Raw genomic sequence first — 13,887 nt, forward strand, 5'->3', positions numbered from 1 at the left:
CGGTAAGACATGCGGAAGCAAAGCGCGTTTTCCGAAACGACTCGCTTAGTCCTCGATTTCGCCTTGTCGAATCGCCGTTCGGACCGCCTGCGCAGTCGTCGCGGCTCCCAGGCGCAGGCGTGCCCGGCGCAGATGATTTTCAACCGTCCGCTCCGACAAGCCGAGTGTCGCAGCAATGTCCGCCTGTCGCCGGCCCGCTGCCGTCCAGCGCAGGACTTCGCGCTCCCGCGGCGTAAGGTTGGCGGCCGTGTCGTCGCCACCACCTTCGATGAGGCGTCGCGCCGAGCGGAAAGCCGTGACGCCGATGATCGTCAGGGCGATGCGAGCCCGCGCAGAGCTGTCGATCCGCTCGCCGCCATAGGTCACGGCGCCCTCGAGACCGGCGGGGCCGAAGACGGGAATCTGCAGCCCATGCACGCCTGCCCCCCTGGGCGTGCGGACCACGCGATATTTCTCGCCGCGGCTCGAAACCGTCTTGGTCCAGAAAAAGGCTTCGTCCGTGGACAGGATATGGCGCGTCACCGGGCAGCGGCGGACATAGGTCTTCGCATCCACGACAGTCCCGTCGCCAAACCAATCCCCCTCCGCCCAATAGATCTTCTCGACCAGGTCGTCGCGCACCGGGGCTGCAGAAAACAGCACGAAACGATCAAATCCGAACGGCAAAGCGGCAGCACGGACGCATTGCTGGATCGATGCAAGGTCGTCGCTTCTCTCGATGGCGAAGACCGTGCCGTAGAGCTGATCCATGTCTTGATCCGTATCTTCATGCGCCGTCATCCGGGCGACTATAGCGCGGCTGCCTCCGTGATCAGAGCGCGGGCTGCTGCCTTGCCAAGATTGTTCGATGCGAAAGGACTGTCGCCGGTAATGAGCTTGCGATCCTGGTGCGTTCGGCCGGTGATGTCGTCATTGAGGATTTCCACACCGGCTTCCCGCAGCTTCTCGCCGATGAACCAAGGCATGGGTCCGGGCATGTAGCCGATATCGGGCGTCTTCGCGTCGATCGAATCGGGGAACACGCAAATCTTGTAGCCCTTGAAGGGGGAGTCTGCCTTGGCTTCGCCGATCGAGGCGGCCAGCAAGGCCGCAGGGCCATGACAGAGCGAGATGATGTGCTTGTCCTTGCGCAGGGCCCATTCGAGCACCGCCTTGACGTCGCGGCTTTGCGGCAGGCCGATCAAGGCGCCATGTCCCCCGGGGATGAAGACGCCGATATAATCCGAGGCATTGCCGAGCCGGCCCTCGATGACGTCGGACAGCTTCAGTGGCTGCTTCAGCCTGTCGAGATATTTGCGATAGATGCCCTGGACTGCATCGTCCTCCTTCGGAAAGGCCCAGAGCTCCAGCTTGACCGGGTTTCCCGACAGGGTGGCGATCTCGATTTCGAAACCAGCCTGGTCCATGTGGTACATCGGCAGCAGCATCTCGACGGGGTGGTTGCCGGTCGAGAACATCGTGCCGTTGCGCATGAGGAGATAGCGCTCGTCCGCCGCGATCATCAGGATTTTCCAGCGCCCCCCGCGATAGGCGTCGGGGTAGTGTGCATCCCCCAGGTCGGATTTGGCGGACGTGAACTGGCTCAGTGAATAGGGCGAAGGAAAGAAGGCATTCTCCTCGGCACGATCGGGGGTAGGATGTCTGTCTTCCGAGCGGTCGGTCATGATGGTCTCTCCGGGCTGATATGAACCGTCCACCGAGGATAGTCTCCATGCCACGCGCCTCGGATGAGGGATTTCCCTCAACCCGGCCAGAAAGACCGCCCCTCATTCGGCAACCATGCAGCGCCGGCCGGGCAAACAAAAAGCCCCGGAAAGATCCGGGGCTTCATGTCGAACGAATGCCGGGCAGGCCAGCCCGGACGCGCCGGGATGCCCGAAACCGCAAATCTCAGCGCACGATCACCTTCGTGCCGGCGGGAACGCGGTTATAAAGATCGATCACATCGATGTTGCGCATGCGGATGCAGCCGGACGATACGCTGCGGCCGATCTTCTCGGGTTCGTTGGTGCCATGGATGCGATAGAGCGTATCCTTGCCGCCCTGGAAGAGGTAGAGCGCGCGTGCGCCGAGAGGATTGGTCCAGCCACCCTCGGTGCGCTTGACATGCGGCCAGCGCGCAATCATCTCGGCCGGCGGATTCCAGGTCGGCCATTCCGCCTTGTGGTCGATGACGGCCTCGCCCGTCCAGCCGAAAGCCTCGCTGCCGAGGGCCACGCCATAGCGCATCGCCTTGCCGTCGGGCAGCGTATAATAGAGCAGATGCTGCTTGGTCTCGACCACCACCACGCCCGGCGGCTCGCCGGTGGGATTGTCGACCATGTAGCGGGCAAACATCTTGTCCACATCGCCGGTGGGAATCATCGCCATGAACTGCGCGTCCCGCTCCGAGAGCACGGGATCGGCCGTCTTGGTATATTGGCAGGCGCCCAGACTCAGCGACATGGCCGCGAGCACGGCAAAATGGACCAGTTTCATAGTACCCCCGAATACGTCAGCGCGTAGCTAGTACCGACATCATTATGGTTACTGTTCGGTTAAGTCCGGCGGTACTAGGCAGACGAGAGCCGGAAACATCAACACATCAGCAGTACAAAAATGAAACAGCCAGTGGGTGTCAATGCGGTTTGATTAAAAAACAAGAAGTGTTGCCGATATCATACGCCGCCCCCGTGACCCACTCGGAAACCCGCCCCTGGAGCGTTTTGCAACCTGGCGGAACCCCAGGAAATGACAAAGATACGCAGAAACAAACAGTTTGGGCAGGAGAGAGATCGAAAAAGAACGTGCTCTACCCCGACGAAGCCGCCCCTGCCTTACTGTAACGCAGGCGAGGTGAGGACACGCATCGTGCCTCTTTCTTGGAAGAGCTGCGCCGGCTTCCTGAAGCAACCAAGCGTAAGGTTCGCTCTCTACGGGAAATCCAAGCTGAAAGGAGCGGACAAACCTCCTGCAAGGCCTGCCCGCTCAAGGTACTGCTATGGAGAGTAGAGTTACGTCCACGGCAACCCGGTTTCCCGGCCGCTGCACCCCTGTGCCTTTCGGCACAGCCGGCTGCCGCTGCAGCGACTATTCGTCAATGAGCGGTCGACGGACGCGTCGGCGCCGAGAAGCTCAATGCGCTGTCGATTCCAGCGATGATCCCGCGGGCCAGGTCGACATGACGGCCGACACCGGCGGAAAGGGCATCTCGCATCTGCGAGTCGAGAGGAGAATTGTCGATGGCGACACCGAGACTGGACAGCGTCGCGCAAAGCTCGCCCAGTAGACGCTGGTGCTGCCGGATCGACAGCATATAAGCGCGATGCAGCTCGGTGATGTCTGGCGCCGACATGTCGATGTCGTCGTTCCAGTCCAGGCGTGCGTTTGAGGTCAACATCGATAGTCCCCGACGATTTTGCGTGGGCTCGTGCTGATTTCCGGCCCAGCTGATACAGCAATGGTTAATTGGAAACGGCCCCTTCGCGCTGTGCGTTTTCGCACATCGCTGTGGGGCGGTATCAGCATGCCGCCTGTCCAAAAAGCGGGAGAAGGGCATTCAAGCGGTGCGCGGGAGGTGGCGCCGTCAATGCCGAATGAACACCATCACCTCGCGTCCCCCTATGCGAAAGCGCACAGAGGTAACGGACGACGGCGACACATTCTGCGCCCTGCCAGGGCACGCAACCTTCGCTTGTGTTCGAACCGGCAACCGGCGAGCATGGCCGGACGGGCTTCCGATCGGCAGATCCATTGGAGTTTTCCATGCAGAAAGGCTTTTGCTTCCTCCTTCTGGGCTTCCTCGGCCTGGCGGGCGCCCTGTCGCCGATGGCGGCGAGCGCGAGGGCAGAAGAAGGAGCTCGCGTCATGCTGGTGCTCGATGCCTCGGGTTCGATGTGGGGCAAGGTAGGCGCCATCACCAAGATCGAAGCGGCCCGCCAAACCGTCGGCACCATCCTGAAAGGCTGGCCTTCGGAAGATCAGCTCGGCCTGATCGTCTATGGCCACCGCCGCAAGGGCGACTGCAAGGACATCGAGACGCTCAAACCGGTCGGCCCCGTCGACGAGCAGGCCTTCATGGCCATGGTCGGGGGCCTGTCGCCCAACGGCCGTACGCCGATGACCGACGCCGTGCGAGCCGCCGCCGAAGCGATGAAGGGGCAGGAGGGCCGGTCGACCATCATTCTCGTCTCCGACGGCGTCGAGACCTGCAATGCCGACCCCTGCGAGGTCGCCGCTGCCTTGAAGAAGGCCGATATCGACCTCGTCGTCGACACTGTCGGCTTCGACATCAAGGATCCCGAGGCCAACCGGGAACTGCGCTGCATGGCGGAGGCGACCGGCGGCATAGCCCTGCAGGCAGAGGATGCCGGCGAACTCACCAAGGCCATCCAACAGGCCGTTCACACGGCGCAAGGCAATCCGCCGCCGCCTGCGCCGGCTCCGCAACCCAAGGCCGAGCCGAAGGCGGAACCCAAGCCTGACTGGAACCTGACCGGCTATGCGAGACTGGCGGCCGGCGACGACCCGCTCACCGACAATGTGCAGTGGGAACTCGCCCGCCCGGCGCCGGAAGGCGTGGCGCCTGAAACGGTGATGACGAGCTACAACGCCAACATCCACGAGCAGGTCGCCCCAGGTGACTACATTCTGACGCTCACGGTGGGACAGGCCAGCGTGAAGGCTCCCATCACCATCAAGGCCGGCGAGATGAACCGCGTCGACATGGCGTTGAATGCCGGCCGCCTTGGGCTGCGCGCCAAGCGGACCGCGACTGAAACGGCCCTGGAAAACGCGACCTGGACCGTCAAGGCCAAGGGCAACACCGACGACCTGTTCACCGCCTATGATGCCGAGACGTCCGTCATCCTGCCGGCGGGCGAATACAGCGTCACCCTCAAGCTCGGCACGTCCATTCAATCCCGTGACGTTGAGGTCGCACCGGCCGAAACGGTCCCCGTCGAGGTCATCGCCGGCGTGGGCAAGCTCAAGGGCAAGATTGTCTTCGTTTCCGGAGGCCCCGTCGCGAAAGATCCCCATGTGGAGATCCTCGCCGGCGCCACGCCGGTCGATGGTGAGTCGTTCCTGGCCGATGCCTATGACGGCGAACCCGTTTTCGACATTGCTGCCGGTACCTATCGCGTTCATGTCCAGATCGACGGGGTGGATCGCGTCTTCCCCCTGGAGATCAAGGCGGGCGAGACGGTCACGGCTTCCTTCCCCCTCGATGCAGGCCTTGCCGCCCTCGACGCGCCGGGTGCGGACTCGGTGCGCATCACCAGTCCCGAAACCGATATCTATGGCGAGGCGAAAGAAATTACCCGGCTCTACACCCTGCCGGCGAACTACGTCCTGCCTGCCGGCAAATACAAGATCAGCGCCTGGAAGGGCGATGTCAGCGTCGTCCAGGACGTCGACATCAAGGCCGGCATACGCAATGAGGTGAAGCTGGCCCTGCCGCAATGATCCCGATTTCGGTGCCCGTCCTCGCCCCTTTACGGGACGAGGTGCGGCCATCGGCAGCGACTTGCGAATGAATTCGACAGCAGATGCAAGGGTGCCTCAACAGGCATCCGCACCGTTGGAGCCTGCAGGCGCCCTGCCCCGAACGCGACGCATGTCAGGGAAACACCAGATATCGTCTCTTGATGCCGCTGCGGGTGTCGGCCATCAGGAGATCGATGCTATCGACTTCGCCTTCGTGCCGAAGGCCGGCCACCACCGCGGTGACGGTCAAGTCCGGCCAGGCTCGCCGGACCGCCTGTCGAATCGCCTGCTCGACATCCAGTTCCATGCGTGTCGGATCGGGCATGCTCCAATCCTCGAAGACGAGGCCGAGCGTTCGCGCCAGCGTGATGCGAAGCTGATCGTCGCTTGGAAGATCGGACATGCGAAAGGCCCCCGGTAATCGCGATCTGCATCATGCGCTGTTCCGGCGTCAAATGAGAAGCGCCACGTCGTTCATGACCATTACAAGAATGGGTTGGGTGCCCGACCGGATCCGGACCGACTGCCTTCAGCATCGCCAAGCACCCGAGCACGGCGTACCGACGAAGACGCCTCCATCACCGGACAATGACGACATCAGATCGGCTTTGCCGTCAGCACCGCGATCCAGTGATCGAGCCGTTCCTTCAGGGCCCGTTCGCGTATGAAGGCGACCTCTTCATCCTCGAGTTCTTCGACGATCTCGAGGGTGAAGGCCTGTTCTCCGTGTCGGTTCCAGGCGGCCTGCAAGGCCGGATTCAGGCCGACACCCTGGCCCAGGGTGAACCAGAGCCGGTTGCGGATCTTGGAGAGGTCCGGCGCCCGGCCAACCCAGCAGTCCCCCGTCTCCGCACAGCGAACGGCATAGATGCCGCCCGCGACCTTGCGCTTCCTATAGGCATCGACTGCCGCCTTGCGATCTTCGCGTTTCATGGGCGGCCTCCTTGGGCCGAACCGGGTTGGCGTTGCACGTTGGAAGGCAGCCATAAACCAGATCGGCACGTGAGGCAATATTACCCGGGTATATTGACTGTGTAATTTTACCCGGGTATAAGGGCCGCCATTCACAGTCCACCCGTTCGGCGGCAGACAAGTGCCTGCCCAGGCTGGACTCCGCAGGATGCCGAGGAAAAATCATGCCGCCCTTTCTCTCTCCTACGCAGGAGGCCGGACGAGCCTTCGTGACGCGGGGCCTTGCCGGCCCCATCACCATGCTCAATCTCCTGCGTTTTCGTGAGGTTGCCGACTATTCGGCCTCGCCGGATCTCGCCCCCGCCGCGCCGATCACCGGCGAGGAAGCCTTCCGGCGATATATCGTCCACACCCTGCCCTTCCTGTCCCGAAGTGGCGGCGAAGTTCAGTTTCTCGGGAACGGTGGTGCGTTCCTGATCGGCCCCGAAACCGAACGCTGGGACCTGGTCATGCTGATCCGGCAGGCCTCGGTGCAGAGCTTCCTCGCCTTTGCCGAAGACCGGGACTATCTCGCCGGGCTCGGGCACCGCACCGCCGCACGGGTCGATTCACGCCTGTTACCGCTGACGGAACTACCGATTCCTGCCTGATTTTCACCCGTCGATTTCCCGCATGCACCTGGCGGTCCGCCGCCCGGATTGCATGCGCTTGCCCGGTATCCGCCATGTCATCGTCTCCCGCCCCCCGCCCCCTATGGCGCCTCTATCTCGGCATCCTCCTGCCCATGATGCTGACCAATGTCCTCCAGGCCGCCTCCGGCACGCTCGACGGCATCTGGATCGGTCAGTTGCTCGGCCTGCCGGCCATTGCCGCGGTATCCGCCTTCTTTCCGATCCTGTTCCTGGCGCTCTCGCTGGTGATCGGCCTGAGCAGCGGCGCCGCCGTGCTGATCGGCCAGGCCTGGGGGGCAGGCGATCGCCCGCGCGTTCGCCGTATCGCCGCCACCGCCATCGTGATGATGCTCGCCCTCAGCCTGCCGATCGCCCTGTTCGGCCACTTCGCCGTTCCCGGCCTGCTGCAGGCCCTCGGCACGCCCATGACGATCCTGCCGGCGGCCATCGACTATGCGCGCCTGATCACAGTGGGTTGTCCCATGATCTTCCTGCTCTGGCTCGTCACCTCGATGAGCAGAGGCGTCGGCGATACCGTCTCACCGCTCTTCGTGCTCCTCCTCGCAACCGCACTGTCTCTTGTCGCCACGCCAGCCTTGATCGAGGGCTGGGCGGGACTGCCTCGTCTCGGCATCGCGAGCGCCGCCGTCTCCACCATCGGCGCCTATGCGTTTTCGCTGCTCTGGCTTGCCTGGCACTGGCGCCGCCGCCGACATCCACTGGCGCCATCGCTGTCACCTGCCTTCGATGTTTCGTTCGTTCCGGCCATCCTGCGCATCGGCTTGCCGACCGCCGGCCAGATGATGAGCCTGGCAGTGGCGGAACTGGTGCTGCTTGGCCTGGTGAATCGGCACGGCATCGGCGCAACCGCCAGCTACGGCGCGATCAATCAGATCATGAGCTGGGTGCAGTTTCCGGTGATGTCGCTGGGCATCACGGCGACGGTCCTGGCTTCCCACAGCATCGGCGCGGGCAAGCCAGGCGCCGTCGGGCCTATCCTGGCAACGGGACTGCGTCTGAACCTGGTTACCACGGGCGCCTTCGTGGTGGCCGCCTATCTGCTTGCCCCGGTGGCCATCGGCCTGTTCATCACCGATTCCGCCACGGCTCTTGCCGCCGCAGGTCTGCTGCGCATCGTGCTGTGGAGCGTGGTGCTCGCCGGCTGGTCGGCGGTGCTGAGCGGGGTCATGCGGGCAGATGGTACGGTCCTGGTGCCGATGGTGCTGTTCATGGCCGCCATCGCCCTGGTCGAGGTACCGCTGGCCTGCCTGCTCGATGCAAAGCTCGGCCTGTCCGGTATCTGGATCGGCTATGCGGCCGGGTTCGCCGCGAATCTGCTGTTTCAGGCCTGTTACTACCGCCTCGTCTGGTCGAAGAGACCGGCGCGGCTCTTGACCTGAGCGGCCGGAAATCAGGCCGGATGGGTCACCTTGCCCTCCGGCCGGAAGCGCGCATTGAGCAGATCGCCGATCTGCCCCCGCGCGCGTACGGCCTCCGGCAGCGGCAGCAGCATCCAGGCATGCACCATGCCGGCCTGCTCGAGGAGTTCGACGGGCTGTCCCGCCGCCTCCAGACGCTGCACCAGCCTGTGGGCCTCGGGATTGAGGAGATCGGCCGTGCCGGTCATGACGGCGACTGGCGCGAGCCCCCGCATCTCGCCATAAAGCGGACTGATACCGGGATCGTCTAGCGGCAGGTCACCGGCATAAAGGCGCGCCGCCACACGGGCTGCCTCGGGCGTGATCACCGGGTCATGTGGCCTATGAGCCAGCGTCGCGGGATCCTCCATGGTGAGGTCGAGCCAGGGCGAGAGCAGGACGATCTGGCCCGGCTGGGGCCGACCGGCCGAGACCAGGGCCTGGGCCAGCGCGAGGGCCAACCCGCCTCCAGCCGAATCGCCCATCACCGCCATGCGCTCCGGGGCGATGCCGGCACACAGATCCGTGTAATGCGCCAGCACGCTCGCCAGCACGTCGCGAGGATCGTTTTCCGGAGCCAGAGGATAGAAGGGCACAGTGACACTGCAGCCGGTACGGCGGATCAGATCTTCGAGAAAACGCCAATGCAGGAAGCTGATCGCAAACGAATAAGCGCCGCCATGTAAGTAGAGCAGATGGAAGGGCGCCTGCCCGCCATCCCGTGGACCGAGGTGGAATACGCGGTCACCATGCGCCATGTCCTGCCGGATCTCGCAGAGATTGCGCAAACGGGCGGGAGGCAGTGCAGGACCGGTATGGCGGCTCAGGCGAATCAAGGCCTTCAGAACCGGCGGCCTCGCCCAATCCTTCACCCTCAGCAGGCGAAACAGGCCGTGGAGCGAGCGCGCGGCGAGGCTGCTTTCGGCGGCTTCCGCCATCCTGCCGCCGGATGGCGGTTCAGGACATTTCGCCTTAGGAGCCGGCGCCTTCACGCTTGAAGATCGGCTCGACCCGGCTGGCCTGCCTCAGGAAGACGAAAATGGCATAGAGGGCTATCAGGCCGAACACGCCTTGCAGGATGACCTCGACCGTGGACCCGAGCTGGAAAAATCCCGCCAGCGCCCAGCCGGAAGCCCAGGCCGCACCGAGCAACTCGGTGCCGATCAGAATGGCAACCGAGCAAATGGTGATCAGGCTGGTCCAATTGATGGATTTGTCAGAGCTGGGCAAAGGCGGCTCCCTGGCGGCTTCCGTGAATGTCGTCCCATGCCTCTATACCATCGCGCCGCGCTTTGCTACGCCCCTTGTAGAATGAAGCACGCCGGAGCGCATCGGCACTCCCGCGCTAACGCTTTGTTTTCAGGTGCCTTTGGATTCCCGACGGATCTCGGGGCGCGTGAGATGACAAATCGTCCATGTAAGTCTTCGCTTGGAAAGCCCCCTGCTCCATGGAAACCCCCGTTTTCAGTCACGCTGCCGTCGCCACGCCCCATCATCCGGCCAGCGAAACCGGCCAGCGCATCCTGATCCAGGGCGGCAACGCCATCGAGGCGATGATCGCCATGGCGGCCACCATCGCCGTCACCTATCCGCATATGAATGGCATTGGCGGTGACGGCTTCTGGCTGGTGGCCGACAGGAGCCGCCGCGTCCGGACGGTCCAGGCCTGCGGCCCCGCCGGCAGCCGGGCCACCATCTCGGCCCTGCGCGATCTCGGCTATGACGAAGTGCCGTCTCGCGGCGTCCTCTCCAGCCTCACGGTTCCCGGCGCAATCGCCGGCTGGCAGATCGCCGCCGAGATGGCCAGAGCTTTCGGGGGACGGCTACCTGTGGCCCTATTGCTGGAAGACGCCATCCGCCATGCCCGCGACGGCATTACCGTCTCGGCCTCGCAGGCCCGCGTCGAAGCGGCAGAGATCGATGAACTCAAGGCCGTGCCAGGCTTCGCAGCCCATTTCATGCCATCAGGCGAAGCCCCCAAGGCCGGCGACCGCCTCCTGCAGCCGGCTCTCGCGGGTCTGCTGGAGCAACTCGCCCATGCCGGACTCGACGATTTCTATCGTGGCGACGCGGCCCGCGAGATCGCCGCCGATCTCGACCGCGCCGGTGCCCTCGTCACGCGGGAGGATCTCCGACGCTATGAAGCACGGCTGCGCGAGCCGCTGAGCCTCGCCCTGCCGGGGGCCACACTCTCTAGTTTGCCGCCGCCGACGCAGAGCCTGTCCACCCTGATCATCCTCGGCCTCGCCGAACGCCTCGGCCTCAAGCGAGCAGGCGGCTTCGAACACCTCCATGGCCTGATCGAGGCGGCCAAACGGGCCTCGGCCATCGCCGATCGCGAGATTGCCGATCCTGCCTCGATGAGCGCAGATCCGGGCGCCTTCCTCACCCCGGCCTTCCTGGAGCGCGAAGCCGCTGCGATCTCCATGGCGCGCGCTGCCCCCTCCTCCCCGCAGGGTGCCAAGGGCGACACCGTCTGGATGGGCGCGATCGACAAGGAAGGCCTTGCCGTCAGCTACATCCAATCGATCTATTGGGACTACGGTTCGGGCCTGGTCCTGCCGAAGACCGGCCTGCTGATGCAGAATCGTGGCCTTGCCTTTTCGCTCGACGCCCGCTCGCCGCGCGCTTTGGCGCCCGGGCGCCTGCCCTTCCATACGCTTGCCCCGGCCATGGCCCTGTTTGCCGATGGACGGGTGATGCCTTTCGGAACCATGGGCGGCGATGCCCAGCCGCAGATCCTGGCGCAATTGTTCTCGCGCTATCGCCTGGGCGAAGACCTCGCGACTGCCGTCGATGCTCCTCGTTTCGTCCTCGCTCGCGACGAGAAGATCCAGAAATCCGTACTTCAGCTGGAAGACAGATTCGACGAAAGCCTCCTCAACGCGCTCGACCGCGCCGGTCATCCCATCGACATCGGCCGGCCCTATGCAGACAGCTTCGGTCATGCCGGCGCGCTCGTCCGCCATATCAGGGATGGCCGCATCGAGGCCGTGCACGACCCGCGCGCCGATGGCGGGGCCCTCGGGCTCTAGCCCATCGAGTTGAGGGGGGATATCGGCCTTTTAATAAAAGGGCTTTCGAAACAACAAATTATGGCATCGATCTTACCTCCAGGATCAAGTTCGATGCTGCAGAGCAGGTTTATGGATGTTCGAGAATGACGACACGCTACGCGATCTATTATGTGCCCGCTGCAGATTCGGCGCTCTGGCGCTTCGGCAGCGAAGTCCTGGGCTACGATGCCTTTACCGGCCGGGACGTGCCGCAATGGCACCCTGCCCTCGCCTCGGCGTCCGCCTGGCATGAGATGACCGCCGATCCTCGGCTCTATGGCTTCCATGCCACCTTGAAGGCTCCCTTCCGTGCGGCCGAGGGCGTGGACGAAGCGGCTCTTGCATCGGACTTCGTTGCCTTCGCCAAGACCCATCGGCCGGTCGATCTCGGCGCCTGGGTCATTCTGCCGATTCCGTCCTCGCGCGACGGCCGCGCCTTTCTCGCCATGGTGCCCGCCGAGCCGCCGGCCGAGCTGGCCGTCCTCGAGAGCAGCATCGTCAGGCATTTCGACAGGCTGCGTGCGCCGCTCACGCCCTCCGAAATCGCGCGCCGCAACCCGGACCGCCTGAGCGAGCGCCAGCGTGGCTATCTCCATGCCCATGGCTACCCCCATGTGCTCGAAGAATTCCGCTTTCACATGACGCTGTCGGGCGCCATCGAGAATGCTGCGGCCATCGGCGAACGCCTGGACGCCCGAGCCCAGGAGCTCGAGGTCGCCCCGCATTTGCGCATCGACCGCCTCGGCCTGTTTCGCCAAGAGGATGGCGGGCGTTTCCAGGTGATCGACGTCGCCACGCTCCAGGGCTGACGGCGGCGGCTTTCCTGGGATGGAATCAGGCCGCGTCTGCCTTTTCGGCGGCATGCGGCTTGCCGTACAAGCCGATATGGGCATCCCCCCAGGCCTTCAGCGCCAGCAGGACCGGCTCCATGCTGCGGCCGAGGTGGGAGAGGCTGTATTCCACTTTGGGCGGTACCTGCGCATAGACCTTGCGCTCAATCAGCGCGTCCTCCTCCAGTTCACGCAACTGGTTGGTCAGCATGCGCGGCGTAACATTGGCGATGTGGCGGCGGATCTCGCTGAAGCGCAGCGTGCCGGCGAGTAGATGGAACAGGATGATCGACTTCCACTTGCCGTCGATCAGGCCGATGGCTGCCTCGACCGAACAGCCCGGCGTGCAATCGAACCGCGAATGGCGCGCTTTGGCCATGACAGTATCCTTTTTGATACTATAGGCGTTTTTTGTGCATATTGACGATAACCAATCATAAGCACAAGTTCCGCCCATAGCAATCAGCACGAGGAACGAGCCATGAAAGCAATCGGATACAGGACAGCCGGCGCCATCGACAGCACCACGGCGCTCGAGGACTTCGAGCTGCCCCGGCCCAAGGCAACCGGCCACGACATTCTGGTCGAGGTCGCGGCAATCTCCGTCAACCCGGTCGATACCAAGGTGCGCCGCAGGGCCTCGCCTGAAGCCGGTGAGTGGAAGGTGCTGGGTTGGGACGCGGTCGGCAGGGTGGCCGAAATCGGCGAGGCGGTTACCGCCTTCAAGCCCGGCGACGAAGTGTTCTATGCCGGCTCGATCACCCGGCCCGGCGCCAACAGCCAGTTTCATCTGGTCGACGAGCGCATCGTGGGCCACAAACCCAAAAGCCTGTCGAATGCAGAGGCTGCGGCCCTGCCTCTGACGGCGATCACGGCCTGGGAGATGCTGTTCGACCGGCTCGACATTCGCCGCCCCGTGCCCGGAGCGGCCAATGCCATCGTGATCGTCGGCGGCGCCGGCGGGGTCGGGTCGATTGCCATCCAGCTCGTCCGCGCGCTGACCGATGTGACGGTCATCGCCACTGCCTCGCGCCCGGAGACGCAGGACTGGGTACGCGAGTTGGGCGCCCATCACGTCGTCGACCATAGCAAGCCGATCGCCGAACAGATTGCGGCGCTCGGAATCGGAGCACCCGCCTTCGTCTTTTCCACCACCGAGACCCACCGCCACCTCGACGAGATCGTCGAACTGATCGCCCCGCAGGGCCGGTTCGGGCTCATCGACGATCCCGAAGCCTTGAACATCATGGGCTTCAAGCGCAAGGCGGCCTCGATCCATTGGGAACTGATGTTCACCCGCCCGATCTTCCAGACGCCGGACATGGACGAGCAGGGCAAACTGCTGAACGAGGTCGCCGCACTGATCGACGGAGGCAGGATCCGCACCACGCTCAGCCAGGTGCTGCGTCCGATCAATGCCGAAAATTTGAAGCAGGCCCACGCCCTGATCGAAAGCGGGCGCGCCAAGGGCAAGATCGTGCTGGAGGGCTTCTGAGAAATGCGAGCGGCGCGCGGGCGCTGAGTTCCCGCGCCC

The 13,887-nt window shown here is 64.0% G+C and carries 15 protein-coding genes; 6 read left to right on the forward strand and 9 right to left on the reverse strand.

Annotated features, from left to right (window positions below; translation table 11 throughout):
* Window positions 1–45: 45 nt before the first annotated feature.
* From ACTJKX_RS13790 to ACTJKX_RS13805, 4 genes are all read right to left on the reverse strand, one after another.
* Window positions 46–750 carry a PA1136 family autoinducer-binding transcriptional regulator gene (locus tag ACTJKX_RS13790; RefSeq protein ID WP_394311951.1) on the reverse strand — a complete coding sequence of 235 codons (705 nt, stop codon included), beginning with the start codon at window positions 748–750 and terminating at the stop codon, window positions 46–48.
* 38 nt (window positions 751–788) lie between these two features.
* Window positions 789–1,664, reverse strand: a complete 876-nt coding sequence (hchA, locus tag ACTJKX_RS13795) for a glyoxalase III HchA (RefSeq protein WP_440725592.1) — start codon at window positions 1,662–1,664, stop codon at window positions 789–791.
* 226 nt (window positions 1,665–1,890) lie between these two features.
* Window positions 1,891–2,478 (reverse strand): L,D-transpeptidase, encoded by a 588-nt coding sequence (locus ACTJKX_RS13800; RefSeq protein ID WP_311942341.1) that lies wholly within the window; start codon window positions 2,476–2,478, stop codon window positions 1,891–1,893.
* A 598-nt stretch (window positions 2,479–3,076) separates the two neighbouring features.
* Window positions 3,077–3,379, reverse strand: a complete 303-nt coding sequence (locus ACTJKX_RS13805) for a hypothetical protein (protein WP_311942338.1) — start codon at window positions 3,377–3,379, stop codon at window positions 3,077–3,079.
* Between the two features lie 365 nt (window positions 3,380–3,744).
* Between ACTJKX_RS13805 and ACTJKX_RS13810 the strand changes: the two genes are divergently transcribed.
* On the forward strand, window positions 3,745–5,445 hold the full coding sequence (locus tag ACTJKX_RS13810; RefSeq protein ID WP_440725593.1) for a vWA domain-containing protein: 1,701 nt from the start codon (window positions 3,745–3,747) through the stop codon (window positions 5,443–5,445).
* 154 nt (window positions 5,446–5,599) lie between these two features.
* Here ACTJKX_RS13810 and ACTJKX_RS13815 read toward each other — a convergent pair whose 3' ends face one another.
* Window positions 5,600–5,869, reverse strand: coding sequence for a hypothetical protein (locus ACTJKX_RS13815; RefSeq protein ID WP_311942332.1), 270 nt, complete (start codon window positions 5,867–5,869; stop codon window positions 5,600–5,602).
* Between the two features lie 194 nt (window positions 5,870–6,063).
* On the reverse strand, window positions 6,064–6,399 hold the full coding sequence (locus ACTJKX_RS13820; protein WP_440725594.1) for a GIY-YIG nuclease family protein: 336 nt from the start codon (window positions 6,397–6,399) through the stop codon (window positions 6,064–6,066).
* A gap of 203 nt (window positions 6,400–6,602) precedes the next feature.
* On the opposite strand from ACTJKX_RS13820, the gene ACTJKX_RS13825 reads away from it, so the two are divergent.
* Window positions 6,603–7,028 (forward strand): DUF1330 domain-containing protein, encoded by a 426-nt coding sequence (locus ACTJKX_RS13825; RefSeq protein WP_440725595.1) that lies wholly within the window; start codon window positions 6,603–6,605, stop codon window positions 7,026–7,028.
* Between the two features lie 74 nt (window positions 7,029–7,102).
* Window positions 7,103–8,449, forward strand: coding sequence for an MATE family efflux transporter (locus ACTJKX_RS13830; RefSeq protein ID WP_440725596.1), 1,347 nt, complete (start codon window positions 7,103–7,105; stop codon window positions 8,447–8,449).
* Window positions 8,450–8,460: 11 nt separating this feature from the next.
* On the opposite strand, the gene ACTJKX_RS13835 is transcribed toward ACTJKX_RS13830, so the two are convergent.
* Together ACTJKX_RS13835 and ACTJKX_RS13840 are read right to left on the reverse strand one after the other, a co-directional pair.
* Window positions 8,461–9,405: an alpha/beta hydrolase fold domain-containing protein gene (locus ACTJKX_RS13835; RefSeq protein WP_440725597.1), complete on the reverse strand. Its 945-nt coding sequence runs from the start codon at window positions 9,403–9,405 to the stop codon at window positions 8,461–8,463.
* Window positions 9,406–9,439: 34 nt separating this feature from the next.
* Complete coding sequence (locus ACTJKX_RS13840) at window positions 9,440–9,697, reverse strand: hypothetical protein (protein WP_440725598.1); 258 nt, start codon at window positions 9,695–9,697, stop codon at window positions 9,440–9,442.
* 218 nt (window positions 9,698–9,915) lie between these two features.
* Between ACTJKX_RS13840 and ACTJKX_RS13845 the strand changes: the two genes are divergently transcribed.
* Both ACTJKX_RS13845 and ACTJKX_RS13850 read left to right on the forward strand, forming a co-directional pair.
* Window positions 9,916–11,502: a gamma-glutamyltransferase family protein gene (locus ACTJKX_RS13845; protein WP_440725599.1), complete on the forward strand. Its 1,587-nt coding sequence runs from the start codon at window positions 9,916–9,918 to the stop codon at window positions 11,500–11,502.
* 125 nt (window positions 11,503–11,627) lie between these two features.
* Window positions 11,628–12,332: a DUF1045 domain-containing protein gene (locus tag ACTJKX_RS13850; RefSeq protein WP_440725600.1), complete on the forward strand. Its 705-nt coding sequence runs from the start codon at window positions 11,628–11,630 to the stop codon at window positions 12,330–12,332.
* A gap of 25 nt (window positions 12,333–12,357) precedes the next feature.
* Here the strand turns inward: ACTJKX_RS13850 and ACTJKX_RS13855 are convergent, their stop codons facing one another.
* Window positions 12,358–12,732, reverse strand: coding sequence for a winged helix-turn-helix transcriptional regulator (locus ACTJKX_RS13855; RefSeq protein ID WP_440725601.1), 375 nt, complete (start codon window positions 12,730–12,732; stop codon window positions 12,358–12,360).
* A gap of 102 nt (window positions 12,733–12,834) precedes the next feature.
* Here ACTJKX_RS13855 and ACTJKX_RS13860 point away from each other — a divergent pair, with 102 nt between their 5' ends.
* Window positions 12,835–13,848, forward strand: a complete 1,014-nt coding sequence (locus ACTJKX_RS13860) for a zinc-binding alcohol dehydrogenase family protein (protein ID WP_415080678.1) — start codon at window positions 12,835–12,837, stop codon at window positions 13,846–13,848.
* Window positions 13,849–13,887 lie beyond the last annotated feature (39 nt).

It is taken from the genome of Labrys sp. 22185 (genome assembly GCF_052045555.1).
Taxonomy (GTDB): domain Bacteria; phylum Pseudomonadota; class Alphaproteobacteria; order Rhizobiales; family Labraceae; genus Labrys; species Labrys neptuniae.